23 protein-coding genes are annotated in these 23,662 nt (G+C 70.9%); 8 read left to right on the top strand and 15 right to left on the bottom strand.

The genetic code is table 11. The annotated features are described in order from the left end of the window. Positions 1 to 6: 6 nt before the first annotated feature. From O1R50_RS10425 to O1R50_RS10410, 4 genes are all read right to left on the bottom strand, one after another. A complete protein-coding gene (locus O1R50_RS10425; protein WP_270109952.1) occupies positions 7 to 1,581 on the bottom strand; it encodes a lipase family protein in 1,575 nt (524 codons plus the stop codon). A gap of 132 nt (positions 1,582 to 1,713) precedes the next feature. Next, the gene (locus O1R50_RS10420; protein WP_270109951.1) at positions 1,714 to 2,802 is read right to left on the bottom strand and encodes an NADH:flavin oxidoreductase/NADH oxidase; all 1,089 of its coding nucleotides are present in this window, start codon (positions 2,800 to 2,802) and stop codon (positions 1,714 to 1,716) included. A gap of 31 nt (positions 2,803 to 2,833) precedes the next feature. After that, positions 2,834 to 3,526 (bottom strand): type 1 glutamine amidotransferase domain-containing protein, encoded by a 693-nt coding sequence (locus O1R50_RS10415; protein ID WP_270109950.1) that lies wholly within the window; start codon positions 3,524 to 3,526, stop codon positions 2,834 to 2,836. A 44-nt stretch (positions 3,527 to 3,570) separates the two neighbouring features. After that, positions 3,571 to 4,446 carry an NAD(P)-dependent oxidoreductase gene (locus tag O1R50_RS10410; protein ID WP_270109949.1) on the bottom strand — a complete coding sequence of 292 codons (876 nt, stop codon included), beginning with the start codon at positions 4,444 to 4,446 and terminating at the stop codon, positions 3,571 to 3,573. Positions 4,447 to 4,608: 162 nt separating this feature from the next. On the opposite strand from O1R50_RS10410, the gene O1R50_RS10405 reads away from it, so the two are divergent. Then, positions 4,609 to 5,058 carry a MarR family winged helix-turn-helix transcriptional regulator gene (locus O1R50_RS10405; protein WP_270109948.1) on the top strand — a complete coding sequence of 150 codons (450 nt, stop codon included), beginning with the start codon at positions 4,609 to 4,611 and terminating at the stop codon, positions 5,056 to 5,058. A 71-nt stretch (positions 5,059 to 5,129) separates the two neighbouring features. Here the strand turns inward: O1R50_RS10405 and O1R50_RS10400 are convergent, their stop codons facing one another. Beyond that, positions 5,130 to 5,408 carry a hypothetical protein gene (locus O1R50_RS10400; RefSeq protein ID WP_270109947.1) on the bottom strand — a complete coding sequence of 93 codons (279 nt, stop codon included), beginning with the start codon at positions 5,406 to 5,408 and terminating at the stop codon, positions 5,130 to 5,132. 253 nt (positions 5,409 to 5,661) lie between these two features. Between O1R50_RS10400 and O1R50_RS10395 the strand changes: the two genes are divergently transcribed. Then, positions 5,662 to 5,910: an SCO4848 family membrane protein gene (locus O1R50_RS10395; RefSeq protein ID WP_270109946.1), complete on the top strand. Its 249-nt coding sequence runs from the start codon at positions 5,662 to 5,664 to the stop codon at positions 5,908 to 5,910. A 117-nt stretch (positions 5,911 to 6,027) separates the two neighbouring features. Here the strand turns inward: O1R50_RS10395 and O1R50_RS10390 are convergent, their stop codons facing one another. Both O1R50_RS10390 and O1R50_RS10385 read right to left on the bottom strand, forming a co-directional pair. Beyond that, positions 6,028 to 6,954: an aminoglycoside phosphotransferase family protein gene (locus tag O1R50_RS10390; protein ID WP_270109945.1), complete on the bottom strand. Its 927-nt coding sequence runs from the start codon at positions 6,952 to 6,954 to the stop codon at positions 6,028 to 6,030. A gap of 72 nt (positions 6,955 to 7,026) precedes the next feature. Then, the gene (locus O1R50_RS10385) at positions 7,027 to 7,707 is read right to left on the bottom strand and encodes an NAD(P)-binding oxidoreductase (protein ID WP_270109944.1); all 681 of its coding nucleotides are present in this window, start codon (positions 7,705 to 7,707) and stop codon (positions 7,027 to 7,029) included. A gap of 155 nt (positions 7,708 to 7,862) precedes the next feature. Here O1R50_RS10385 and O1R50_RS10380 point away from each other — a divergent pair, with 155 nt between their 5' ends. Together O1R50_RS10380 and O1R50_RS10375 are read left to right on the top strand one after the other, a co-directional pair. Continuing rightward, a complete protein-coding gene (locus tag O1R50_RS10380; protein WP_270109942.1) occupies positions 7,863 to 10,298 on the top strand; it encodes an autotransporter-associated beta strand repeat-containing protein in 2,436 nt (811 codons plus the stop codon). A gap of 150 nt (positions 10,299 to 10,448) precedes the next feature. Further along, entirely contained in the window at positions 10,449 to 11,228 is a 780-nt protein-coding gene (locus O1R50_RS10375) for a class I SAM-dependent methyltransferase (RefSeq protein ID WP_270109941.1), read from the top strand. A 186-nt stretch (positions 11,229 to 11,414) separates the two neighbouring features. On the opposite strand, the gene O1R50_RS10370 is transcribed toward O1R50_RS10375, so the two are convergent. The 4 genes from O1R50_RS10370 to O1R50_RS10355 all read right to left on the bottom strand — a co-directional run bounded on the left by O1R50_RS10370 (position 11,415) and on the right by O1R50_RS10355 (position 16,898). Next, entirely contained in the window at positions 11,415 to 12,218 is an 804-nt protein-coding gene (locus O1R50_RS10370) for an HAD hydrolase family protein (RefSeq protein WP_270109940.1), read from the bottom strand. A 157-nt stretch (positions 12,219 to 12,375) separates the two neighbouring features. After that, on the bottom strand, positions 12,376 to 13,701 hold the full coding sequence (locus O1R50_RS10365; RefSeq protein ID WP_270109939.1) for a M14 family zinc carboxypeptidase: 1,326 nt from the start codon (positions 13,699 to 13,701) through the stop codon (positions 12,376 to 12,378). A gap of 156 nt (positions 13,702 to 13,857) precedes the next feature. Next, on the bottom strand, positions 13,858 to 15,879 hold the full coding sequence (locus tag O1R50_RS10360; protein WP_270109938.1) for a GTP-binding protein: 2,022 nt from the start codon (positions 15,877 to 15,879) through the stop codon (positions 13,858 to 13,860). A 200-nt stretch (positions 15,880 to 16,079) separates the two neighbouring features. Continuing rightward, the gene (locus O1R50_RS10355) at positions 16,080 to 16,898 is read right to left on the bottom strand and encodes an HAD-IIB family hydrolase (RefSeq protein ID WP_270109937.1); all 819 of its coding nucleotides are present in this window, start codon (positions 16,896 to 16,898) and stop codon (positions 16,080 to 16,082) included. Positions 16,899 to 17,056: 158 nt separating this feature from the next. On the opposite strand from O1R50_RS10355, the gene O1R50_RS10350 reads away from it, so the two are divergent. The 3 genes from O1R50_RS10350 (at position 17,057) to O1R50_RS10340 (ending at position 19,255) form a co-directional block, all read left to right on the top strand. Further along, on the top strand, positions 17,057 to 17,632 hold the full coding sequence (locus O1R50_RS10350) for a TetR/AcrR family transcriptional regulator (protein WP_270109936.1): 576 nt from the start codon (positions 17,057 to 17,059) through the stop codon (positions 17,630 to 17,632). Positions 17,633 to 17,722: 90 nt separating this feature from the next. Beyond that, complete coding sequence (locus tag O1R50_RS10345; protein ID WP_270109935.1) at positions 17,723 to 18,511, top strand: oxidoreductase; 789 nt, start codon at positions 17,723 to 17,725, stop codon at positions 18,509 to 18,511. A 180-nt stretch (positions 18,512 to 18,691) separates the two neighbouring features. Continuing rightward, entirely contained in the window at positions 18,692 to 19,255 is a 564-nt protein-coding gene (locus O1R50_RS10340; protein WP_270109934.1) for a hypothetical protein, read from the top strand. Positions 19,256 to 19,318: 63 nt separating this feature from the next. On the opposite strand, the gene O1R50_RS10335 is transcribed toward O1R50_RS10340, so the two are convergent. From O1R50_RS10335 to def, 4 genes are all read right to left on the bottom strand, one after another. After that, positions 19,319 to 20,488 carry an NUDIX hydrolase gene (locus tag O1R50_RS10335; RefSeq protein WP_270109933.1) on the bottom strand — a complete coding sequence of 390 codons (1,170 nt, stop codon included), beginning with the start codon at positions 20,486 to 20,488 and terminating at the stop codon, positions 19,319 to 19,321. A gap of 47 nt (positions 20,489 to 20,535) precedes the next feature. Further along, entirely contained in the window at positions 20,536 to 21,072 is a 537-nt protein-coding gene (locus O1R50_RS10330; RefSeq protein WP_270109932.1) for a tetratricopeptide repeat protein, read from the bottom strand. A 134-nt stretch (positions 21,073 to 21,206) separates the two neighbouring features. Beyond that, positions 21,207 to 21,824, bottom strand: a complete 618-nt coding sequence (locus tag O1R50_RS10325; protein ID WP_270109931.1) for a class I SAM-dependent methyltransferase — start codon at positions 21,822 to 21,824, stop codon at positions 21,207 to 21,209. 40 nt (positions 21,825 to 21,864) lie between these two features. Next, positions 21,865 to 22,434, bottom strand: coding sequence for a peptide deformylase (gene def, locus O1R50_RS10320; RefSeq protein WP_270109930.1), 570 nt, complete (start codon positions 22,432 to 22,434; stop codon positions 21,865 to 21,867). A 328-nt stretch (positions 22,435 to 22,762) separates the two neighbouring features. Here def and O1R50_RS10315 point away from each other — a divergent pair. Beyond that, positions 22,763 to 23,662, top strand: a 900-nt coding sequence (locus O1R50_RS10315; protein ID WP_270109929.1) for a DUF4349 domain-containing protein, incomplete at its 3' end; no start/stop codon positions are given.

Here is a 23,662-nt window from a genome sequence, read left to right as displayed (position 1 = left end):
TCCCGCTCAGAACCTGCCGAACAGCCAGGAGCCCGGAGCCGCTTCGCCGATGCAGAAGCCTCGAACCGCGTCGACGATCTCATCGGCGCTGACCCGCCCGTCGCCGTTGGCGTCCAATTGCGCGCAGGTCGCGGCGGCCGTTTCGGGTGCGACTCGGCACGCGGTCAGGAGCCGGTCGAGTTCGCCTCGGTCGAGGGCGCGGTCGGCGTCGTCGTCGACGAGGGCGATAACGGCTTCGGCGAGGGGGCGCACGGCCGTCGCGAAACCGGAGCGGTCACCGTCGGCGGCGGCTTCCCTTGCAGCCCATGCCCGGTACTCGGCGGCGCTCACCGTGCCGTCGTCGTCGCCGTCTGCGGCGGTGCACACGGCGTTCCACAGCCGCCGATAGCCGTCGCGCACTGCGGCGGCCTTCGCCGAACGCGGCGCGTGGCCGAGGCTGCGGGCCAGCCGCAGCGCGAACGCGTCGTAGTCGTCGCGGGCGAGCAAGCCGTCGCCGCTGCGGTCGAGCAGGTCGAAGCGTTGGGCCGGAACGTCGTACGCGACGCCGACGGCCTCGAGGTGTTCGCGTCCGAAGTCGATCGCGTCGGGCTGGCCGGTCTCGAGCATCCCGGCGTGGTCGGCGCCGATGTGGGCGGCGAAGGCGACGTCGGCTCCGGCCCGCCGCAGGCCGTCGGCGAAGCGCTCGACGGGCTGGTGCGGGATGATCTCGTCATCGCGGCTGGCGGAGATGAACACGGGCCGGTCGAGGTAGGTGACCGGGGCGCCGGCGGCGTCGAGGACCTCGGCGATCTCGGGCCGCGCCGCGATGCCGGTGGTCCCTGCCTGGTCGTTGCCGATGCCGCGCACGGCCTGGTGCATGTCGCGGAGCGTGGCGCGGGTGGCCCACGCGACGAGTTCGGCACCGAGCGGGGTGAGGAACGCGTCGGGTTCGAACCCGGGGTGTGTCGCGGCGATCCCGGCGAGGGTGAGGGGCACGATCGGCGACAGCGGGGCGTCGCCGTCGGCGGTGAGTGCCGCGATGAGCTCCCCGGCGCACGCGGCCGGTGCGACGGCGATGGTGCCGCGGAAGTCGAGTTCGGGGGCGTACCCGGTGGCGATGTTGGCGACGTGCATGGCGGCGTGCCCGCCCTGGGAGAACCCGGCGACCAGCCAGGCGGTCGCGATGCGGTGGTCGAGGCCCTGGACGGCGCGGACGGCGTCGATCACGTCGTCGGCGACGGCCTCGCCGTTGAAGTACGGGTGCGGCCCGGGCGTGGAGCGTCCTTCGTAGTCGGTGGCGGCCACCGCGTACCCGGCGGCGAGCCAGCGGTCGATGTGGGCCAGTTCGATCTGCGAGAACCCGGCGCGGGAGGGGGCCGAGGCGTCGCTGAGGCCGGTGGTGCCGTGGGCGAAGCCGATGACGGGCCAGCCGCCGTCGGGAGCCGTTCCGGCGGGGATGAAGGCGGCGCCGCTCGCGAGGCGTTGTCCGCCTTCGTGGTCGTTGCCGCGGTAGTGGATGCGGTAGGCGTCGGCTGCGGCGCCCGGCCGGTGCTGGCGGGCGAGGGGCTGGTGACGGACGAGTGCGCCGGGTGTCCAGGTCATGGGCGTCCCTTTCGAGCCTGAGCGGAAGTGCATTCAGGACGAAAAGGTTAGGTGGTCACGGCGGTGATCCCCGGGATCTCCCGAGGGTGTCGGCGGGCCGGTCGGGAGGCGGGGCCGCCTCCCGACCGGTGCTCAGGCCCGCTTGCGTTCGGCGCGCCGGTACTGGCGCGGGAGCGGGTGCTCGGCGCCGAGCTCGTGCGCGGCCTGGCGGGGCCAGTACGGGTTGCGCAGGAGCTCGCGGCCGAGCAGCACGGCGTCGGCGCCGCCTTCGGTGAGGATCTTCTCGGCCTGCTGCGGCTCGGTGATGATGCCGACTGCGGCCGTGGGCATCCCGGCCTCGCGCCGGATCCGCTCGGCGAACGGCACCTGGTAGCCGGGGCTCGCCGGGATCCGCGCGTCCGGGAGGTTGCCGCCGGTCGAGACGTCGACCAGGTCGACGCCGTGCTCGCGCAGCAGCGCGGCGAGGCGCACGGTCTGGTCGGCGGTCCAGCCGTCGGGTTCGATCCAGTCGGTCGCCGAGAGCCGGAACAGCACCGGCACCTGCTCCCCCACTGCCGTGCGCACCGCGTCGGCGATCTCGAGCGCGAGGCGGGCCCGGTGCGCGAAGTCGCCGCCGTAGGCGTCTTCGCGCCGGTTCGAGACAGGGGACAGGAATTCGTGGACGAGGTAGCCGTGAGCGGCGTGCACTTCGATGACCTCGTACCCCGCGGCGAGCGCCCGCTCGGCGGCCACCGCGAAGGCGGTGACGACGCCGCGGATCTCCTCGACGCTCAGCTCGTGCGGCACGGCGTGGCCGCCGCTGAACGCGATCGCGCTGGGAGCCATCGTCTCCCAGCCGCCCTCGCCCGGAGCGAGCGAGCCGCCGCCGCGGCTGTCCGTGCTGGCCTTCCGGCCCGCGTGCGCGATCTGGATGCCCGGGACCACACCTCGACCGCGCATGAACGCGGTGAGCCGCCGGTGCCCCTCGACCTGGGCGTCGTTCCAGATGCCGAGGTCGACTGGGCTGATGCGCCCCTCGGGCACGATCGCGGTGGCCTCCACCAGGATCAGACCGGGGCCGCCTACGGCGCGGGCGCCGTAGTGCTGGAGGTGCCAGTCGTTCGGCACGCCGGTCGCGGGACCCGCGGCGTCGGCGCTGTACTGGCACATCGGCGCCATCCAGATCCGGTTCGGGACGGTGGTCCCGCGCAACGTGATCGGGGTGAACAGATTGCTGGTCAAGGTGGGTCCTTTCGGCTTTCGGGTAGGGGCGCTATCCGACGAGGTCGATGAGGGCTTCGGCGGCCTCGGCGGAGGACTGGGGGTTCTGGCCGGTGACGAGGTTGCGGTCGACCTGGACGTGCGAGGTGAACGGGTCGGCGGCTGCGAAGACCACTCCGGCGGCCTCGAGCCGGTCCTGCAGCAGCCATTGGGCCTTGTCGGCCAGCTGCGCCAGGTGCTCTTCGGCATTCGTGAAGCCGGTGACTCGGTAGCCCGCGAAGGCGTTCACGCCCTCGTCCTCGGCGGCGAGGAGCGCGGCCAGGCCGTGGCAGACCAGGCCGACGGGCTTGCCGTCGCGGAGCGCTCCTGCGAGGAGGCGGCCGGAGTCGGCGTTGACGGCCAGGTCTTCCATGGGCCCGTGGCCGCCGGGCACGTACACGGCGTCGTAGTCGCCGAGGTCCACATCGGCGAGGTCCGCGGGCTTGGCGAACTCGTCGGCCGTCGCGACCGCGGTGCGCAGGTGCGCGGCGGTCTCGGCGCCGCCGCCGGCCTCGTCGGTGAGGCTCGCCGGGTCGACCGGCGGCACCACGCCGCCCGGCGTCGCCACGGTGATCTCGTGACCGGCGTGCTTGAACGCCTCGAGCGGGACCACCGCTTCCTCGGCCCAGTACCCGGTGGTGTGCTTGGTGCCGTCGTTGAGCGTCCACTCGCCGGCCCCGGTCATGATGAACAGCATCCTCGCCATGATGGCTCCTTCTTGTTGCGGTGCTTGCAATTCGTCGGTGCTTGCTATTCGGCGAAGCTCGCGAAGTACGACGCGGCCATGTCCTCGCCGCCGTGGCCCTGCGCGGCGGCGCGGCGGAAGCGCTCGACCCCGGCCTCGCCCAGGTCGAGCCTGACGCCGTTCACGCGAGCGGCCTCGACGATGAGCCGCGCGTCCTTCTCCGCGGTGTCGAGGCCGAAGCTGGTGTTCCCGGTTTCGCCGTTCAGGATCAGGCCGCCCTTGATGCGCGCGTATCCGGCGTCGAGCGGTCCGCCCTCGATGAGCTCGAAGAACCGCTGCGGGTCGACCCCGAGGCCCTCGGCCAGCGCGAGGACTTCGCCGATGCCGTGGGTGAGCACGAGGACCCAGCTGTTGGCGACGAGTTTGAGCCGGGAAGCCGCACCGTCGGCTCCGTCGGCGCTGATCCACACGGTCTTCGCGCCGACGGCGTCGAACACGGCGTTCGCGGTCTGGTCGTCGTTCGGACCGGAGGCGAGGACGGTGAGCTTGCCGGCTTCGGCGGGTTCGCGGGTGCCGAGGACGGGGGCGTCGAAGAACACGAGGTCGTGTTCGGCCGCGAAGGCGGCGAGACCGGCGATGCCTTCGATGCCTGCGGTGGTGGACTGGATCCATCGCGCGCCGGGTCGCAGGGCCGGGGCGGCTTGGCGCATGACGTCGAGGGCGGCGGGTCCGTCGTGGAGGATGGTCACGATCGCGTCGGCGTTCGCGACGGCTTCGGCGGGGGTGTCGGCGATGCGGATGCCGTCTGCGGTGAGCGGTTCGGCCTTGTCGCGGCTGCGGTTCCAGGCGGTGACCTCGTGCCCGGCGCGGGCGAGGTTGCGGGCCATGGCGGCCCCCATGATGCCGGTGCCCAGGACGCTCACGGTCGGCTTGTCGCTCATCGGTTCTCCTGTCCGCAGGCCCTCGCGGGCGTGCTCGGGTTCGAACTGCCGAGGCCCACATTACTTGCAGACGCCGACTAATGCAAGCAACGATTATCCGCCTGTAACTTATATCGCGGTACGCTAGTATTGACCCCGATCGGACCGAGCCGGAGGAGCATCATGAGCACAGCGGCATCCCCCAGTACCGCGCTGGCCCAGCACTGGTGCGCCCTCTCCGCACTGCACGACGGCATCGCCGACCGCATCGAGCGCCGCCTCGAAGCCGAGCACGGGCTGTCCGTCCGGGAATTCTCGCTGCTCACCGTACTCGACCGGCAGGCCCCCGGCAGGCACCTGCAGATGCGGCAGGTGGCCGAGGCTGTCGTGCTGAGCCAGAGCGCGACCACGCGCCTGGTGACGCGCATGGAGGACCGGGGGCTGCTGCAGCGGACGATCTGCGCCGACGACCGGCGCGGGATCTACACCGACGTCACCGAGTCCGGGCGGAAGCTCCTCGCGGAGGCGACGCCGACCCACGACCGGGCCTTGGCGGAAGCGCTTGAGGAGGCGCGGCGCAACCCCGAGTTCGCGCCGCTCGTCGAGGCCTTGGAGCGCATCGGAACTGAATGAGCGGACAGCTCGTTCATCGATGCGCCGCATCGGTTCGTGCCGCCCCGAGGGGCGGGCGGCGGTCCCGGGACTCAGCCCTTCCAGAACTTCGCGCCGGTGCGGGCCACGACATCTCGCTGGGTGCGATTGAACTGCGACTCGTAGCGGTAGTTGAGCTTGAGGACCGGCGGTTCCGACTCGACGCGGAAGACGTTGCCGAGCCAGCGGACGGGATGGCCGTCGGCCAGCTCCCACAACTGCACTATCCGGTCTCCCGGAGTAATGGTCATTCTGATGTGGAGGCCGGCGAACTCCAGATCCTCGGTACGCGCCCAGCCCACGACTTCAGGGTCGGGGTAACCGTCTGGCAATGAGGCTTTGTCGTGTCCGCTCATGTCCGGCCAGCCATTCCATCTATTGATGACATTCCGGTCTCCATCATCGCAGACCACGGTATGCACGCAACTGCCGCACAGAGTGACACCGGGTCTGCAAAGACCAGGATAGTAGGCGCAACAGGCAGACCGAAAGAGGGAACCGGCGCGACTCGGTCGGGAACGTGACCGGCGACCGGTGCGTCTCGCCCGAAACGTCCGCCCGCATCGCCGACCGGATACTGGTGCCATGAAGCTCAGCCGCCCGGTCTCGGTGTTCCTGCTCGCCTTCGGCGTCTGGTCGGTGTTCATCTGGACCGCGTTCGTGAAGAACCTGTTCGAGGACGTCAGCGGCCTGGCGTTCGACGCCGCGGGCGATTCGACGGCCTTTTTCTGGGTCCATTTGGCACTGGCGGCCACCTCGTTCGGGCTCGGCGTCGCGGTCGGCGTGATCGGTCTGCGCGGTCTCCTGGCCGGCCGCCGCGACACTCGCGGCTGACTGTTCAAGGGGGCCGGCGACGACTGGACGACTCGAGCGCGAGTCGGAAATCCGACCCGAGTGCCGTCACCCGAATGAGCCCGGCGGCCGCCACGCGCGTCGCGGCCGCCGCTTCGCTTACGCCCCTTCGAGTGCGGCCACGGTCGCTTCGGCCGCGGCGACTTCGCGTTCCCCCTCGACCTCGGTCAGGTGGTCGATGGCGCGCAGCAGCGCCCATGCCCGCAGGCGCTCCGCGTCGGCGCCCAAGCCCTCGGCGACCGCGCCGAGCAGCTCGGCGCCGCTGTGCGGGCCGTGGTGCTGCAGCATGAACAGCAGGTACCCGCCGTCGAAGGCCCGCTCGGCGAGATAGGGCTTGGGGTCGATGACCAGCCACGGTTCACGTTCGGCGGAGACGATGTTCCCCAGGTGGGTGTCGCGGTTGCCGATGCCGAGTTCGGGCGGGTCCGCGAGCCGTTCGCACAGGTCGAGGGCGAGGTCGAGCCGGGCCGCCCCGGGGCCCTGCCGTGCGGCGCTTCCCTGGTCGCCGTACTCGCTTCGCCACTGGTCGAGCATCTCGGTGGCCGCGGGGAACCCGGGGAACCCTTCGACCGCGTCCATCGGCCGCCACAGCCGCCGGTAGAGCCCGCACGCGATCCCGATGCGCCGCCACGCGGCCTCCGGGGTGCGATGGCCGAAGAAGCGGGTCGACTTGAGGCGGTTGCCGGGGACGGCCCGCTCCAGGAGCATCGCTCCCGTCTCGGGGTCGTACTCGTACAGGCGCACCGCGCCGTCGCCCGCGTACTGGTGCAGCGCAGTCGGTTCGGCGGCGTTCTCCACGTCCCTGTAGATGACCTTCAAGACCGCCTGCTCGCCGGTCTCCCGCCGGACCGGGACCACATAGGAGTGGCTGCCGCCTCCGTAGGGCGGCCCGTCGGTCCGCAGCGACCACAGCCGCTGCAGACGCCAGACCGTCTTGGGGAGGCCGTCGAGCCAGGCCTGGCCGGCACTGCCGTGCCAGGCGAGGACATCGCGGCGGACCGAGGAGGGAACCACACCGAATCGCATCGGTACAGTATCGAGCAACGACTTTTGCCGCCGCAATCCGCATACGCATGGGAGGCAAGCGGACCGGCGTGCTCAGTCCTCCGGGCCGAGCGCGTCCACCGCCTCGGTGACCGCGGTGTCACCGCCCCGCACCTCCAGGACCAGGCGCGACACCGTCGGACGGCGCAGGAGTTCGGCCACCACAGCGGCCACATCGGAGCGAGTGACGGCACCGCGACCCACCGGCGGCTCGGCGAGATGCACCCGGCCGGTCGGCGGGTCGTTCGTGAGCGAACCGGGCCGCAGGATGATCCAGTCGAGGTCCCTGGCGCGCAGGTCCTCCTCGGCCGCGGCCTTGGCCTCGATGTACGCCGCCCACACCTCGTCGCGGCTCGGATCGGGCTCCGAATCGGCGCCCATACTGGAGATCTGCAGGAAGCGGCGCACGCCCGCCCGTTCCGCTGCATCGGCGAGCAGCACCGACGCCGCCCGGTCCACCGTGTCCTTGCGGGCCGCGCCGCTGCCGGGCCCGGCACCCGCCGCGAACACGACCGCATCGACCTCCCCGTACATCTCGGAGGCGAGGAGCCCGCCGAGGTGCTCGGCGTCGGCCTGCTCGAGGTCGAGGACGATGGGACGACCGCCGATCGCGGTGAGGTCCTCGGCGTGGTCGGGATTGCGGATGAGCCCGGTGACCGAATGCCCTTCGGCGGCCAGGATCTCGGTGAGGCGCAGCGCGATCTGTCCGTGCCCTCCGGCGATGACGACATGCATACGGCCCAGCCTAACCCCGCTCGCGGCGGCGCGGGCCGCTCTGCGCCGCACCGGAGCAGGCCTCGCGAACGCGGCCGCACCGGACGGCCCGGACCGGACCGGGGCCCGCCCACCCACCGAAAACCGCTGAAAATCACCGGGTAACTTGTTGAACCGTGAAGGATTCACACAGCCTGGGGCCGCCTCGCGGCTCGACCGCTCGGCCGCGGCGCGGCACCGCCTGGGCGCGCCTGCTGCTGGCCGCGCTCCTCGCGTTCCTGACCGTGCCGTTCGCCGCCGCCCCGGCACAGGCGGCCAACGACATCACCGGCCAGCTCCGCGCGGGACAGGACGTCGTGCTGAACGGCGACGCCGTCGTCAACCTGGGCGACGGCGAGGAGCTCGTCTACGGCGGCCACTTCTCGGGCGTCGGCACGCTCACCGTCAGCGGTCCGGGGAAACTCGTGCTCACCGCCGACTCCGACTTCAGCATCCCCGAGGACCGCCAGCGCCAGCGCGTCGAAGCGCGCGGCGAACCCTGGTGGTGGAACACCATCGAGGATCCCGATCCGCCCGCGGTGACCGTGGAATCCGGCGCCACCCTCCAGTACGGCGACGGCCAGGGCACGACCGGGACCCTCGGGCACTACCCGTACGACCTGCCGAACTTCGAGTGGAACGCGCTGAACCACCACGTCGACGGCACGCTGATCGTCGCGGTCCACGGCCGCCGCTACCATCCGGGCAACCTCAGCGGCTCCGGCTTCATCGTCCAGCCGCGCGGCACCTGGGACGGCCTCTCGCTCGCGGGCAACCACACGTTCTCGGGCATGCTCTACAACGGCACAGCGATCCACTACAGCCAGCGCGAATTCCTCTCCACAATGCCCGAAGTGGACACCGTGCTCAACCAGGGGTCGTTCATCATCGACACCCAGGACGGCAACGACACCGTCCTCGACGTGGACTTCTACTCGCGCGAGTGGGGCAACGACATCAACTTCCACTCCCAGATCTTCGGGAGCAGAGTGGTGATGTCCGGGGTGTACTCGTGGGCCGACTCCGGGCCGGACACCGACCCGTCGCTGTCGGACCCGAACCTCAACTACGAGGTGGTGGCCCACAACCACAACAAGCGCGGCATCAACATCGAGGGCGCGCTCGTGCAGTGGGGGGACGGCACCGACAACGAGTTCTTCCTGCCGGGCAACCGCGACACCGTCTACATCAACATGCACGCCAGGCGGATGCGCAGCCATCTGATCTTCGACTACAACGGCCCGGTCCAGCTCGACGCGCCCATCTCCGGCGGGATCTTCCACGACACGATGGACGCGGTGGGCAGCGGCGACGTCACCATCGCGGGCACGGCCGGCAACGACGTCACGTTCGCCGACCAGCAGAACTACGACGGCGCCACCACGATCGAGTCGGGTGCGGTCCTGCGCCTCGGAACGGGCGAGGAGGGCGGCGACGGCTGGCTCCTCACCGGCACCGATCTCGCGGAGGTGGTCGACAACGGGACGCTCGTGGTCGCCAACGCCTCCACCGACATCGAACTCGCGCGGATCAGCGGCGAGGGCGCGCTCGAACTGGCCGGCCCCGCAGCGCTGACGCTCACCGGGGACACGACCTACACCGGTCCGACGACCGTCTCCGGCGGCACGCTCGCCCTCACCGGCGGCGACCTCGCGGCCTCCGAGCACGTCGAGCTCTCCGGCGGGGACGCCGTGCTCGACCTCTCGCAGGTCGAAGGCCAGACGGTGAACGACCTCAGCGGCATCGCGGGAGCGACCCTGCGGCTCGGCGCCGACGGTCTGACCGTGGCCAGCGCGAGCGACACCGCCTACGCGGGCGGCGTCGAAGGCGAAGGCGGCCTGGTCAAATCGGGCACCGGTACGTGGACGTACTCCGGCTCGAGCAGTGCCGCGGGCGCTTGGACCGTCGCCGAAGGCGTCGTGGTGCTCGGCACCGCCGCCCAGGACAGCACCGGCCAGGACGGCGACGGCAGCGCCGACGCGGAGGCCGACAGTTCCGGACAGGCAGGCGCCGAAGGCGACAGCGCCGCTGCGACGGGGGCCGAGCTCGCCGGGGACCTGACCGTCGACCAGGGGCTGGCGGTCCGCGCCGCGAGCAGCGTCGGCGGCAACCTGTCGCTCGGCGAGGCTTCGACCCTGACCGTGGGCTCGAACGGGGGGCTCACGGTCGGGGGCGAGGCCACACTCGACGGGACGCTGGCGGTCGCCTACGAGGAGGGCGCGGCGCTCCCCGAGGAGATCACCGTCGTCACCGCCGCAGGCGGTGTGTCCGGCACCTTCGCCAACCTCGCTCAAGACGCCGAGCTGGAGATCGGCGGCGCTAGCTACCGGATCGCGTACGAGGCCGACAGAGTCGTCCTGCGGACCGACGAGCCGCAGGAGGCCGCCGAAGCCGCGGGCGGCGGGCCGGGCGCGAACGCGGCCGGTCTGCCTTGGTGGGCTTATGTGATCGGTGGTGGCGTAGTCCTCCTGCTCATCGGTTTCGGTCTGCTGGTGTGGTTCCGGTGGCGCCGCCGTCGAGCGGTTCCCGACGATGCCACGATGGAGCTTCCGATTGTGAAGGCCCGAACCTGAACCGGAGCTGAAGTCGCCTGACGGCGGCTTCAGGGAGTGTGTGCCCAGAGGACTCTCGGGTAGTTTGGACAGCTCCGTTCACCGCGGCGCACGCCGCCGCGCTTCGCGAGGACGCCGCGACGGCGTCCTCCATGAGGAGAGAGGCATTGCATGGCCGTCAACGTCGAAGGCAGCAAGGGCAATTACGCGCACGCGGGCAACCTCAAGTCCCGTGTGAGCCTTTACGACTACCGCGAGCCCCAGTTCGACCCGGTCGACGTCGCCGCCGATCTGATGCCCGCCGACCCTCGGCTCGTGCTCGACGTCGGGTGCGGGCACGGCCGCTATCTCAAGCGGCTGCGCGCCGACCACCCCGCCGCCGCGGTCGTCGGCATCGACGCCGCGCCCGGGATGCTCTCCGAGGTCGAACCGCCGATCATGGTGGCCGACGCCCGGGCGATCCCCTACCCCGACGGCAGCGTCGACGCGGTGCTCGCGATGCACATGCTGTACCACGTGCCGGACATCGCGAAGGCGGTCGGCGAGTTCCGCCGCGTGCTCAAGCCGGGCGGGACCCTGCTGGTCTCGACCAACACCCACGACGACATGGCCGAGCCGTACGCCCACTGGGCGCGGGCGATCCGCGCGGTCCTGGGCCCCGACACGTACATTCCGTCCGCGGAGGTCGCCAACTTCGACTCCGCCAACGCACCCGACTATCTGGAAGCGGCGTTCGGGTCGGTGGAGCGCTTCGAGAAGCGCGGCCTGGTCTCGGTTCCCGAGCCCCGGCCGCTCATGGACTATCTCGTCTCGATCAGGTCCTATGTCGACTGCGACGACGCGGCGTTCGACCGGATCCTCGCCGTGGCGGCGGCGGAGCTGGAATCGCACTTCGCGGCGCATGACGTGTTCGAGTTCGAGAAGGCGATCGTGTTCTACCGGTGCCGGTAGGCGGCGAGCATTCGCGCCCGTGCGCGGGCGTGTGCGCATAGGGCATGTCCCTTCCCGCCCGCATCCGCCTCCGACCACCGAAGAGGACCACACCGCCACACGGGTCGACACTCGGGTGCCAGTGCAGGTGAGGGGCGTAACGTCGGCGCGATGCGTGGCGATCGGGGGCGGTCTCGGCCGGGTGGCCTAGCGTTGGAGCAGGGCTTCGATCGTCTTCGCCACGCCGTCTTCGGCGGCCGGCTCCGCGTGGCCGGTCGCCGCCGCGGCCGCGTCCGCGTGGGCGCCCTCCATCGCGTAGGACCGGCCCGCCCAGGCGAGCATCGAGACGTCGTTCGGCATGTCGCCGAAGGCGATCACGTCCTCGGCACCGATCCCGCGCTCGGCGCACCAGGCTGCCAGCGTGGCGCCCTTCTCGGCTCCGGCCGCGGTGCATTCGATCTCGGGATAGCGGCCCCATCCCCACAGGTGGACGCCGGGCAGTGCGATGTGGGCAGTGGCCTCCTGCATCGCCGGGCCCGTCGAGGCCGTGTCGTGCACGAGCAGACCGACGACGGGATCGGACGTGTCGATCAGGTCCTCGTCGGCGGTGACGGGAATCCACGGGTCGGTGAGACGCAGGCCGCGGAAGTACTCGCCCTGGATGCGGAGCGCCTGGCCGGTCTCGACGGCGAAATCCGCGTCCGGGAGGGCGATGCGCAGCTGCCGATGGAGTTCGCGGGCGAGTGCGAGCGGAATAGCGTGGCGCAGCTCGGCGGTCTGGGTGACCGGGTCGAACCGGATTGAGCCCGTGGAGCACAGGGCGCCGTCGAGGACGGCGGTGAGTCCGGGTACGCGGTGGACGGCGCGGGGAGGCCTGGCGGTCACGGCGAGGGTGAGGATGCCGTGTTCGCGGGCGGTCTGGAGGGCCTTCTGGTTGCGTTCGGAGAGTCGGCCCTGCCGGTCGAGCAGGGTGCCGTCGAGGTCGGTGGCGATGAGTTTCGGTAGGGGCACCGGATGAGTATCGGGGTTGGACCGGGGCCGGGGCAACCGCAATGTGTGCGGCGGGCCGGAACATCGTATGAACGGCCGGGCGAGGTCGAGCGGGCGAACGCGGAGGTTCCGGTTCCCGGCGGCGCGGTCGCGGCACCGCGCCGCCGGGAACCGTTCGCTAGCCGCCGTAAGGCGCGGCCGCCGCCTGGGCGGCGGTCATGAGCGCGCCCTCGTTCTCGGGCCACAATGTGTCGTCCACGCAGGTGAAGGCGGGGAAGAACCCGCCGCAGTCCCCGGTGTCCGGGCCGATCTCGAAGGTGAAGGAGGCGACGCCGAGTTCGCCGTAGGCCATGTCGTCGGTAGTGCCGCTGGTGCTGTATCCGACGGTGTCGTCGTTGGTGCCGACGAAGTAGCCGTTGGACTGCGACATGGCCTCGCCGAGCGCGCGGAGCTGGCCGTCGTTCGGGGCGACGTCATTGGTGTAGCCCCACGGGACGATGATGTACTCGCCGTAGGAGTGGAGGGTGAGGAACACGTCGCGGGCGTCGTCGGGCGCCGCGTCAGCGGGGTTCTCGCCGCGCTGGTCGGGGTGGAGGGCGCGGAGCCAGTCCTCGACGGCCTGCGTCTCGGGCTCGGACCCGGCAGAGGGGCCTTGGAAGGTCTCGGAGCAGGGGTTGGTGGAGTCGGCGCCCCATTCGAACGTGGAGTTGCGGTTGAGGTCGACGCCGAGGCTGTCACCGCAGTTCCCGTTGCTGTCGTTGGCGTTCTTGCGCTGCAGGATCGGGTCGTCGCCGCCGGAGGCGACGATGTCGACGCCATCGGGGTTGGCGATCGGCACCACCCAGATCTCGCTGGTGTCCATGAGCTCGGTGACCTCGGCGTCGGTGCCGTAGCCGTCCACGAGCTTCTCGATCCAGCGCCAGGCGACCTCGCCGGTGGCGATCTCGCGCGCGTGCATCTGAGCGATCAGGGAGAACCGCGGCTTGGCCGAGTCCGGGTCCGTCTCGCAGTCGCCGGCGGCGATCTTGGTGAGGCAGATGGCGTAGACGTCGTGGCCGCCCTCGCCTTGGGTCTTGAGCCAGGAGTCGCCGATGTCATGGAGGCTGGCGAGGTCGGGATTGGCCTCGGCGATGGCCTGGAGGTCGGCTTCGTAGGAGTCGACGGTGCGGTAGCCGCCGTAGTAGGTGCCCTCCTGCTCGGCGGTGACGGGGAGGTCCTTGTAGACGGTGTCGACGAATTCGGGGGCGTAGCCGAGTTCGCGAGCTTCGGCGGCGAGGGCTTCGTCGCCGATGATGTGGGATTCGGCGCCGTGGTCGTGGGCGAGGGTGAAGCCGAGCGCTTCGAGCTCGGCCGCTTCGTCGGCGGTGAGCCTCGGAACGGTCCAGGTGGACAGTTCCGAGTCCTCGGGTTCGATCGGATCGGCTTGGGCGGTGAGGGTGGCGACGCCGGTGGCGGCCACGACGACCCCCAGCGCGACGCTCGCGGTAACGAGCCTTCGCTTCATGTGCTTGTGTCCGTTCTCTTCTCGTCCCGCCAGGGGTACCGACGGGACGAAGGGGCGGTCAAGGGATCTTAATCATACATTTGCGGTCCAACTCCTCAAATAACGAACATATTGGGACACAATGGATTCCACTTCGGACTTTGGCGGCGAGGCGGTTCATTTGCCGGTCACGCGGCGCATCACCGCCAGCAGGTAGGCCTCCCGGTCGAGCGGATTCGCATCGGTGCGGGGCCGGGACGGGACCGGGCCGGTCACCGGCTCGTGGCGTTCGAAGACGCTCTCGAGGACGCCCTCACCGCTGGTCAGGCCCGGGAGGCGCTGGCCGAGGCCGTGGACGGCCCCGGCCGGGATCGTGCCCTCGAGCGCGCACCGGCCGCCGCCGAGTTCCGGCGGTTCGGGGACCGCGCGGAGTTTCGCCAGCGCGGCGAGGACGCCGCCGAGGTCGGCGGCGGGCAGTTCGATCCGGAAGCGGTGCAAGGGTTCGCACACCACGGTTCCGGCCCGGCGGAGGGCGGCCATGAGGACGAGCGGCACGAGGTTCCGGAAGTCCCCGGCGGTGCTCGACATGCTCTTGTCGAAGCCGCCGTGCGCACTGGACTGGCGGGCCCAGTAGCCCGAGTGGGTCATCGTGACCGCGACGCCTTCGACCTGCCAGCCGTGCAGGCCCTCGCGCAGCGTCTCGTGAACGGTCTCCTCGACGGCTTTGAAGAACGCGAACGGCATCGAGCCGAGCTCCACGCCGAGCCGGAAGTCGACGCCGGTGCCGGAAGCGGGATCCACCCGCAGGCCTGCGGTGCCGAGGAACGGGTTGGGGTCCTTGGCGATGAACTCGGCGGCCGCGCCCGTGCCGGTGACGCGCTCGACGCAGATCACGGTGGACTCGCGGAAGTCGACCGCGAGGCCGTGCTCCTCGGCGAGGGTGGCGCCGATGACCTCTTTCTGGACTTCGCCGTAGAGCGATACGGACAGTTCCCGGCGCGTCTCGTCGTGGCGCAGGCCGATGAGCGGATCTTGTTCGGCCAGTCGGGTGAGCGCGGCGTGCAGCGCGGGCCGGTCGCGTTCATCGACTGGCGCGACGACGGTCTCCAGCGCGGGCCGCAGGAAGTGCTCGGTGCGGAGCTTCGGCGGCCGACCGATCGCGTCGCCGATGCGGACCTCCCCCAGGCCCCGGAGCTTCGCGATCCGGCCGGCCTCGGCCCGGGGCCGCGGACGGTCGATCCCGTCCTCGAAGACGCTGATGCCGGTCACCTTGGCCTCACGGCAGTCGCCGACGTGAATGCGGTCGCGCACCGCGACCGCACCGGCGAACAGGCGGGCGTAGGCGATCCGCTCCCCCGCCGAGCCGCGCTCCACTTTGAACACGGTGCCCGACAGCGGTCCTTCCGGATCGCCGACCGAGCCGGGCAGGAAGCGGCGGAGTCCCTCGACGAGGCTCTCGATGCCGGCGCCGGTGATCGCCGACCCGAAGTGGACCGGGTGGGCCCGGCCCTTCGCGACGCGTGCCTCGAACGCGGTGTCGAGTGCCGAGCCCAGTGCCGCGTCATGCGCGACATGTGACATGCCACTGGCGTTCGGGGAACCGTCGACGCCCGCGAGGTAGGCGTCCAGGAGGTCCTCGTCGTCGAGGGCTTCGAGCAGGTCCCCGTCGAACGCGGCGTCGCGCTCGCGCGGCTTGCTCTCGGCCTCCGGCGATCCGAGGCCTTCGACGGTGTCCATCGGGACCATGGCCGGGTCGAGCTTCGCGGCGAGGTCGCGCAGCAGCGCGTCGGACCGGGCGCCCGCCCGGTCGATCTTGTTGACGAACACCAGGGTCGGGACGCCCAAGCGGCGCAGCGCCCGATACAGGACGCGGGTCTGGGCCTGGACGCCCTCGACGGCTGAGACGACGAGCACCGCGCCGTCGAGCAGGTTCAGGACCCGCTCCACCTCGGCGATGAAATCGGGGTGGCCGGGCGTGTCGATGAGGTTGACGGTGGTGCCGCCGAGCGCGAAGGACACCACCGCGGACTTGATGGTGATCCCCCGGCGGCGTTCGAGGTCGAGCGTGTCGGTGCGGGTGCTGCCCGCGTCGACGCTGCCGACCTCGTCGATGATCCCGGCGGCGTGGAGGAGCCGCTCGGTCAGGCTGGTCTTACCGGCGTCGACATGGGCGAGGATGCCGAGATTGAGCGTACGCAACAGCAGTCATGTCCTTGAGTTCGCGGGAACGGTGCTCGGATGACATGAACTGTTGGCGCATGGTGACCCCTTCGTCGGTCGATCAGGGCGCGGCACGCTCGGCGAATCCGGCGAGCCGTTGCGGTGCGGTGCCGCGCTCCGCCAAGTCCAGCAGACCGGGCGGAGGCTCGCAACGGGTTATCTCCGGCGGACCGCGCCGGTCAGGCGGCAGCCGCGGTGTCGTTGTCGAGGAGGCCCTCGATGACTTGGGCGACCCCGTCCTCGGCGTTGGTGGCGGCGCGGCCGGTGGCGGCCGCGACGGCCTCGGGGTGGGCGTCGCCCATCGCGTACGAGCGGCCCGCCCACGCGAGCATCGGCGCGTCGTTCGGCATGTCGCCGAACGCGATCACCTTGTCCGGGCCGACTCGGCGCTCGCGGCACCAGGTGGCGAGCCCGAACGCCTTGTCGGCGCCCCGGGCGTTGAGGTCGAGCATCCCGAAGTCGCCCCAGTGGCACATGGTCAGTCCGCCGAGTTCGGCGTCGGCGATCGCGGCGGCCATCTCCTCGCCGCTGCGGTCGGCGCAGTAGACCTTGATCTTGACGGCCCGCTTGGCGCGCTTGAAGACCCCGTCCACATCGGGCGCGAACTCCCAGTTCGAGGCGCCGACCAGCGCGCGGTAGGGCTCCTCGCCGACAATTGCGGTGCCGTTCTCCACGGCGAACACCGCGTCGGGCAGGCGCTTGGCGATCGCCGCGACCGCCTTGCGGCCCAGAGAGGTCCGGATCGAGCGGAGGATGCGGATGCGCCCGGTGGCGGGGTCGTAGACGATGGCGCCGTTCGCGCAGACCGCGCCGTCGAGGTACGGCAGGAGGTCGGGCAGCATGTCCACGCCGTAAGGGGTGCGGGCGGTGACGGCGACGACGGCCATCCCGTCGGCGCGGGCGGCCGCGAGGGCGTCGCGGGTCCGTTCGGACAGGGCGCCGCCCGGGGCGAGGAGCGTGCCGTCCAGATCGGAGGCGATGACGAGGGGTTTGAGCACGCTTCCAGTATCGCCCGGCCCGGCAACTGCGGCAACCGTACGAAACGGCATGATCACCGCACCCTTCGGACCTGTTGCGCACCAGCGCATTCATTGCCTCGTCGTGAAGACCCGACCGTTGTTGACCCCTGAGTCAAGAATGTTGTAGGGTTCAGGACATGGGCAGGCCGAAGAACTTCGAACCGGACGCGGCCGTCGCGCAGGCGATGGAGACGTTCTGGACCAAGGGCTACGCGGGGACCTCCCCCGCGGACCTCGCCGAGGCCACCGGCGTCGGCAAGGGCAGCCTGTACCACACGTTCGGCTCCAAACGGGAGCTGTTCGGCAGGGCGCTGGACCTGTACGGGCAGGTCGGATCGGAGATGACCGAAGCCTTCCTGAACGAACCCGGCACCGCCAGGGAACGCATCCGCGCCTACCTGGCACTCCTTGTCGACATCGACCTCAACGGCCCGGTCAGGCGCGGCTGCCTCGCGGCCAGCACCGCCCTCGAACTGGGCGGCAAGGATCCCGAGGCGATCCGGGCGGTGCAGCGGATGACCGATGCGACCATCGGGCTGTTCGCCGAGCGGATCCGCAAGGGCCAGCGCGACGGGGACGTCGCGAAGGAGGTCGACGCTGAGGCCCAGGCCCATTTCCTGATGAACACGGTGGTCGGGTTGCGCGTCCTGGCCCAGACCCACGACGGCCCGGTGCTGCACCGGATCATCGACACCGCCGTGGCGGGTCTCTGACCGCAGCAGGACCACTGCGCCCTCACTTGAGGGCGTTTTTCTCGCCTCAATTTTTGACCTCTAGTTCAAGAACGAATGAAAGGCAGTCCCATGGAACTCGGACTCAACGGCAAGACCGCCCTCGTGACCGGTGCCAGCCGCGGCATCGGACTCGCGATCGCCGAGACCCTCGCGGCCGAGGGCGTCCGCGTCGTCGGCGCCGCCCGCACCATCACCCCGGAACTCGAGAAGATCGCCGCGGCGACGGTCAGTGCCGACCTGTCCACCAAGGAGGGCGCCGAGCGCATCGTCCACGAGGCGGCCAGCGCGGTCGGCGGGATCGACCTGCTGGTCAACAATGTCGGCGGCGGCGACGCCGACCGGATGGCGCTCGGCGGCTTCCTCGACATCCCGGTCGAGCAGTGGACGGAGGTCTTCAACCTCAACCTGTTCAGTGCGGTGTGGACCACGAAGGCGGCGCTGCCGGGCATCATCGAGCGCCGGGGCGCGATCGTGAACGTCTCCTCGGTCAACAAGTACCTTCCCGCGATCGGACCGGTCGGCTACAGCGAGGCCAAAGCCGGGCTGACGGCCTTCTCCAAGCGGCTCAGCGAAGAGCTCGCGCCGCAGGGCGTGCGGGTCAACACGGTCTCCCCGGGTGTCATCGGCTCCTCGCTGTGGAGGGACGAGGAGCGCTTCGGCGGCAAGGTCGCCGAGGCGTACGGCGTCGCGCACGGCGACTTCCTGGAGGCGATCCCCGGCCAGTTCGGGATCGCCTCGGGCCGCATCGGCGAGCCCGAGGAAGTCGCGGACCTGGTGGCGTTCCTGCTCTCGGGCCGGGCCGCGAACATCCACGGCGCCGACCACGTCATCGACGGCGGCACGCTGAAGGCGGCGTAAGGGTCCGGGCGGGCGCGGTCGGACCGCGCCCGCCCTTCAGCGGTGCCGTTGCGGGTCCGTGATGTCAAGTTTGGGTAACGGCGGGGACCGGTCCCTGTTCCCTGTCGTCACACTGGTAGTGCCGTCGGATTCGCACGGCCGCTCTACCCTGGACTGCACCCATCCGCTGAAGGAGCCATCATGGCCTACAACCCGCCTCCGCACTACAACCTCGGCGGTCCGAGCGATCCCCAGCCGCCGCAGAGCGTCCCGCCTTCCTACTCTCCGCTGCAGCCGCAGCCGTACGACTCCGGGTACGCCCCGCAGTCCCCTGTCTCGGCGCAGCCCGGCCCGCCGCCGCATGCCATCCCGCCGCAGCCGGCGTACGGGACGCAGCCGCTGCTGCAGCCGCCGCTCCCGGCCGCGCCCCGCAAGTCGCCGCTGGTGCCGCTCCTCGCGATCGGCATGGCGGTCGGGCTGGCGGCGGCCGCGGTGTCGGTCGCGTTGTGGCTGCGCGCCAACGGCGACCTGGAGGACGCCGACACGCGGCTCGCCGACCGGGACAAGGAGATCAGCCAGTTGCAGGAGGACTTGGAGGCGGCCGAGGCGCAGGTGTCGGAGCTGGAGGGCCCGGCCGGGGAGGCGGAGGTCATGCAGGCGTGCATCGACGACCTCAACGAGTACTACAGCACGCCGGAGGGTTCCGATGAGGAGGCGGCGGCGCTCACCGCGATCGAGACCTCGTGCGACGGCCTGATCTTCTAAGGTTTGATCGCGAAGGCCCGGCAGCCGTTCGGCTGCCGGGCCTTCGCGATCACTGCCGGTGGTCTACTTGAGGGTCTCGTTGCGGGCGAAGGCGACGGGGATGCGGAGCTCGTGGCCTTTGAACAGGTCCGCTTCCGCCGCTTCCGCTTCGGTCATCCAGCGGTGGTCGGAGGCTTCGAGCGGGGCGAGGCGGATCGTCTGGTCCGGACGGGTCCGGCGGGCGGTGAAGCTCATGATCATCGGCATGCGGCTGTCGCCGAGATTCGTGTCCCGCTTGTCGAACGCCCACGACAGGCCGGTCAGCTCGACTTCGAGGCCGGTCTCCTCGAACGCCTCGCGGACCGACGCCAGGCCGACGGGTTCGCCGACCTCCGCCCCGCCGCCGGGGGCCGCCCACTGGCCGGTGTCGGTGCGCTGTATGACGAGGATGCGGCCCTCGTCGTCGAAGATCGCGGCGTCAGCGCCCGTGGGGACCATGAACGCGGCGAGGTCGCCGCAGTCGATGCGGGGATAGACCAGTTCGGCCTCCACGGTGCGCTCGCAGTGCGCGGCAACCCGGTGGTGCCGTTCGATCGAGTAGGGGCTCGTCGCGGCCGCCAGGGAGTCCTTCGCCAGGGCCGCGACCTCGTCGAGGATCTCCTTGGCCGCCGGGGAGACGCGCAGCGGGCCGCGCTCGCGTACGACGGCGCTGGCGGCCGGGGCCAGGGTCGGCAGGTCGCCGTCGAGGTCCGGGTCGGCCGGTTCGAGGAGCTTCTCGGCCGCGTCGGCGTCGAGGTCCGTCGTGAACTCGTAGACGAGCAGGTAGGTGTGCGGGCAGGGCAGGTCCGCGAGGTCGGTGTCGGCTATGGCGATCGGCTGGGCGGGCACGTCGGCGCCGAGAGCGGCGGCGGTCGCTTCGAGGCGGCGTGCGAGGGGGTCGGAGCGGAAGCGGCGGCGGTGGACGAGGCGGGTGCCGTCGCCGCAGTCGATGCGGAACTCGGTGGCGGGGATCGGCGTCCGCAGCACGCTGTCGGTCGCGAAGACCGCCCTGATCTCCTCGTACGAGCGGTGGTCGACCTCGGCGAGCAGCGCCGCGGCGCGGTCGCGCAGGGCCCGCAGCCGGGCCTCCTCGTCGGGTTCGCTTCCCCAGTACAGGCCGTTCGCGGCTTCGGCACGGAGCATGTCCGCGATGCGGGCGAGACCGATCGCCTCGTGCGGTGCGGGGTTCGAGTCGGCGGTCGGGTTCGTCGTCATGGCGTTCCTCTGCTCGGCTACGGAAGGACGGTGCAACACGGAGAGTGTCAGATCGTACGCTGCCCGACGGCCGCGCGGGCGGCGCTCAACGCGTCCTGTGTCGACGCGATGAGGGCCGGATCGCCGATCTTCTGCCGCATGAGCAGGACCTCGGTCAGGACTTCGACCGCGAGGTGGGGGCGGCGGGCGTCGATGAGGTGTTTGCCATAGTGCTGCAATGCGAAGTGGAGGGTGTGCGGGCTCTCGGCCTGCGCGATCTCGATGGCCTCCTCGTACAGCGGCTCGGCGGCGGCGAGCTCTCCGGGGTAGCGGTGGGCGTCGCCGAGGTTGACGAGCGCCGCGACGCGCTGGTGCGGGGTCACCGCGCGTTGCAGCGCCAGCTTGAGCACCCGCTTCGCCTCGGTGTACTCGCCGAGCGCGACGAGTCCGACGCCGGCCTGCCGCAGTTCCGGTTGGGCGAGCCGGTCTTCGCGGGCGAGCTCGTAGCGGACGAGGCGGCGCAGCCGGTCGGGCTCGGTCGCGTACAGGCGCCCGTCGTTGCCGATCGCGATGAGCTCGGCGATCTGTTGCTGCTCAGCAGACAATGGCGTGTCCCCCGTTCCGCGCCTGGATCGGCCGTGAGGCGGCCTGAGGCGGCCTGAGGCGAGGATAGAGCGCGCTGGAGCGCTTGCCCAGCCCCAAACCCTGCATCAACGGTATCTCGGCGGCCTCGGCGGTCTCAGCGCTTGCGGAGGATGAGTCCCTGGTACTGGTCGATGTCCGATTCGAGCGCGGTGTGGTTCGCCTCGACGAGGTCGAAGTGCTCGTCCGCGACCGCCTCGATGCGGTCGGCGGTGAAGAAGGAGAAGAACCGCTTCGGGACGCAGTGGTCGGTCTCCCAGACCCCCTCGTAGTCCTGGCCGCCGTACTGTCCCCAGTAGAACAACCCTTCCGGGGCGAGCACCCTGCGCACTTCGGCGAGCACGCCGGGGAGTTCGGATTTCGGCACGTGCAGCAGGCAGTTCATGCCGAACACGGCGTCGAAGGACGCGTCCTCGAAGTCCAGGTCGCCGAAGTCCATCACCTGCGCTTCCAGGCCCTTGCCGCGGCAGTGCGCCACGAGTTCGGGCGAGAGGTCGACGCACGTGACGTCGAAACCCTGGTCGGCGAAGAACCGGCCGCTGATCCCGTGCCCCGCACCGATCTCCAGCAGCCGCGACGCCCCGGACTCGCGGAGCCGGTCGGCGAACCGATTGCGTTCCAGGGCCTTCCACGGGCGGTCGCTCATGACCGCGCGGGAGTCGGCGTCGGCGTCGTAGGCCTGGCGCAGGCGTGCTTTCAGTTCCGTGTATTCCACGGCGCCGATGATGCCAGAGGGGTCCGACGCCGCCCGCGGCCTAGCGGAGGCCGGCCTCGGCCAGCGCGCGGTTGCGGGCCTTCTTCGGGAGCCGGTCGACGTAGACGGTGCCTTCGAGGTGGTCGTACTCGTGCTGGAGGCACCGTGCCAAGGTGCCGGTGCCCTCGATCCGTACGGGCTCGCCGTGCGCGTCGAAGCCCTCGACCACGGCGGTGGTCGAACGCGGCGTGTCCTCGAACGCGCCGGGCACCGACAGGCAGCCCTCGTCGTCGACCATGAGCTCCCGGGGCGCGGGCGGCAGGTGGAGCACCGGGTTCACCACGGCCGCCACGGTGCGCACGCCGTCGGCGTCCTCGCAGTCGAGGACGAACACCCGGGCGTCGACGCCGATCTGGTTGGCCGCCAGGCCGACGCCGTTGGCCGCGTGCATGCTCGCGAACATGTCCTCGACCAGCGCCGCCAGCGCGTCGTCGAAGGCCTCGACGGGTTTGCAGGCGCGGTGCAGCACGGCTTCGCCGTATTGCGTGATCGGGTGCGCCCGGCCGAGCTCGCCCGGGACACGCCCGTCGGCGGCGCGGTCAACGGGCGGAGCCTGTTCGTGATCGGTCACCAGTGCCTCCTTCTTCGCCAATCGGTCTCCCTCATGGTCTTCGTCAGTGTTCGGGTGCTGCGCTCATGGACGAGGGCCGGGGGTGGTGGCATATCACATGTCACATGGCCCGCGTCCCTATTGCAAGTATATGGCAACAGTTTCGGCGGTCCTCTTGAGTCGGCGGCGGGAACGCGACCGGGCAGTGCGGCGTCAAACGGGCACATGATCTTCCTTCCCCTATCGAGCGGCTTCCGCAGCTGGTTCGTGACGCGGAGGGAACACCATGGGAGACACCGGGCGGCTCCCCTGCCGCACGCCCCTTCCGAGACCCCTTGCGAGGCTGACCATGCGACTCTTCAGATCCGCCGCCGTGCTCGCCGCGGCCGCAATGTTCCTCTTCGGATGCGCGAGCTCCGGCGGCGCCGGCTCGTCGGTCGAGGGGCAGGACGATCTCGAGGCCGCCGACACGGCCGGACAGGAGGACCCCGGCGCCGTCGCGAACCCGCAGATCGACACCGGCGAGCGCTCCATCGTCTACGAAGCGGTGCTCGAGGTCCAGGACGCCGACGCCGAGGGCGTCGCCGAGGAGGCCTGGGACCTCGCCGAGTCCTACGGCGGGTTCGTCACCGCCGACGAGCGGGACCGCGCGACCGGCGAGGAGGACTCGTACAGCAGCGCCCACCTGGTCCTGCGGGTCCCGTCCGAGCGGTTCACCGAGGCCATGGACGGCCTCGCCGCGCTCGCCGAGAGCGAACGGTACCGGGCGGTGACCACTGAGGATGTCACCGAGGCCGTAGTCGACCTCGACGCGCACATCGCCACGAAGAGCGCGAGTGTGGAGCGGGTGCGCGGGCTCCTCGCGGAGGCGACCTCCGTGACCGCGATCCTCGAACTCGAGGCCGAACTGGCCGAGCGGGAAGGCGAACTGGCGTCCTTGGAGGCGCAACTGGAGGACCTGCAGGACCGGGTGGCGCTGTCGACCATCGACTTCACCGTTGTCGCGCCATCCGCGCCCGCGGCCGAGGACTACGGCGGACCGGACTCGTTCTGGGACGGCGTCGTCGTGGGCTTCAACGGTGCGGTGGGGTTCCTCGTGGTCGTCTCGGTCGTGATCGGCGTCGTGCTGCCGTTCCTGCCCGTCGCGGCGCTCGTGGCCGCCGCGATCATCCTCCCGATCCGCTTGGCGCGCAAGCGCCGCAAGGCCGGAGCGCTCGCTGCGGCGGCGGGACCGGCAACGCCGGTGCCC

It is taken from the genome of Glycomyces luteolus (assembly GCF_027622875.1).
GTDB classification, from domain to species: Bacteria; Actinomycetota; Actinomycetes; order Mycobacteriales; family Micromonosporaceae; genus Glycomyces; species Glycomyces luteolus.
This window is presented reverse-complemented; position numbering and strand designations above follow the sequence as displayed.